Below are 578 nucleotides of genomic sequence, written 5' to 3'. Positions count from 1 at the left end.
TTCCCTCCCATTTTCAATTCAACACGCTTTGGAAAACTGCCTCCCTTGATAAAACCATGGGGTAAGATTTCTTTCTTTCCAAACAGTGTGTAAGTTACGCCGCGTTTTGTTTCGTTTACTTAAAAAAATTTAAGAGGTATCGGTGTTACAGAACCAATGATATCTGTCTCGAGAAACCTTGCTGTCGCCTTTTCTTTAATATAAACGCCTTTTTTGACACGCTTTGATTGGACAGATGTAACATCGGCAATTTGTTTTTCTGCAAAGCGTTCGACTGTTTTACTGCGGTGTTTAGAGCATTACGCACAGCCCAATTAAGGCGTGGTGCTTGAAGACTGGTGAAGGCATCCTTCACCTGTTGAAGATACCATTTTGGGTAGATGATTAACTTCAACATCTAAGCCTTTTTGGGGGTAGGTGTTAATGACTTGGAAACTTTAGAAGCTTTTGGTTTTTCGGGTGGAATTTCTTCGGCTGCTGATTCAGTTGATGTTTGTACGGCTTCTTGTTCTATTTGCTTAATTTGTTCAACTGTCTTTTCAGGTTTTTCTGTTGTTTTGACTCCAATAAAAGGTTTT

2 pseudogenes are annotated in these 578 nt (G+C 39.3%); both read right to left on the bottom strand.

From position 1 onward, the window contains the following. Window positions 1–394 (bottom strand): annotated as a pseudogene (locus tag ACFINW_RS10110) (hypothetical protein); the annotation flags it as partial. Between the two features lie 3 nt (window positions 395–397). Further along, window positions 398–578: pseudogene (locus tag ACFINW_RS10105) on the bottom strand (hypothetical protein); the annotation flags it as partial.

The organism is Bartonella sp. AA18HLJMS (genome assembly GCF_042197245.1).
Taxonomy (GTDB): Bacteria; Pseudomonadota; Alphaproteobacteria; order Rhizobiales; family Rhizobiaceae; genus Bartonella.
This window is presented reverse-complemented; position numbering and strand designations above follow the sequence as displayed.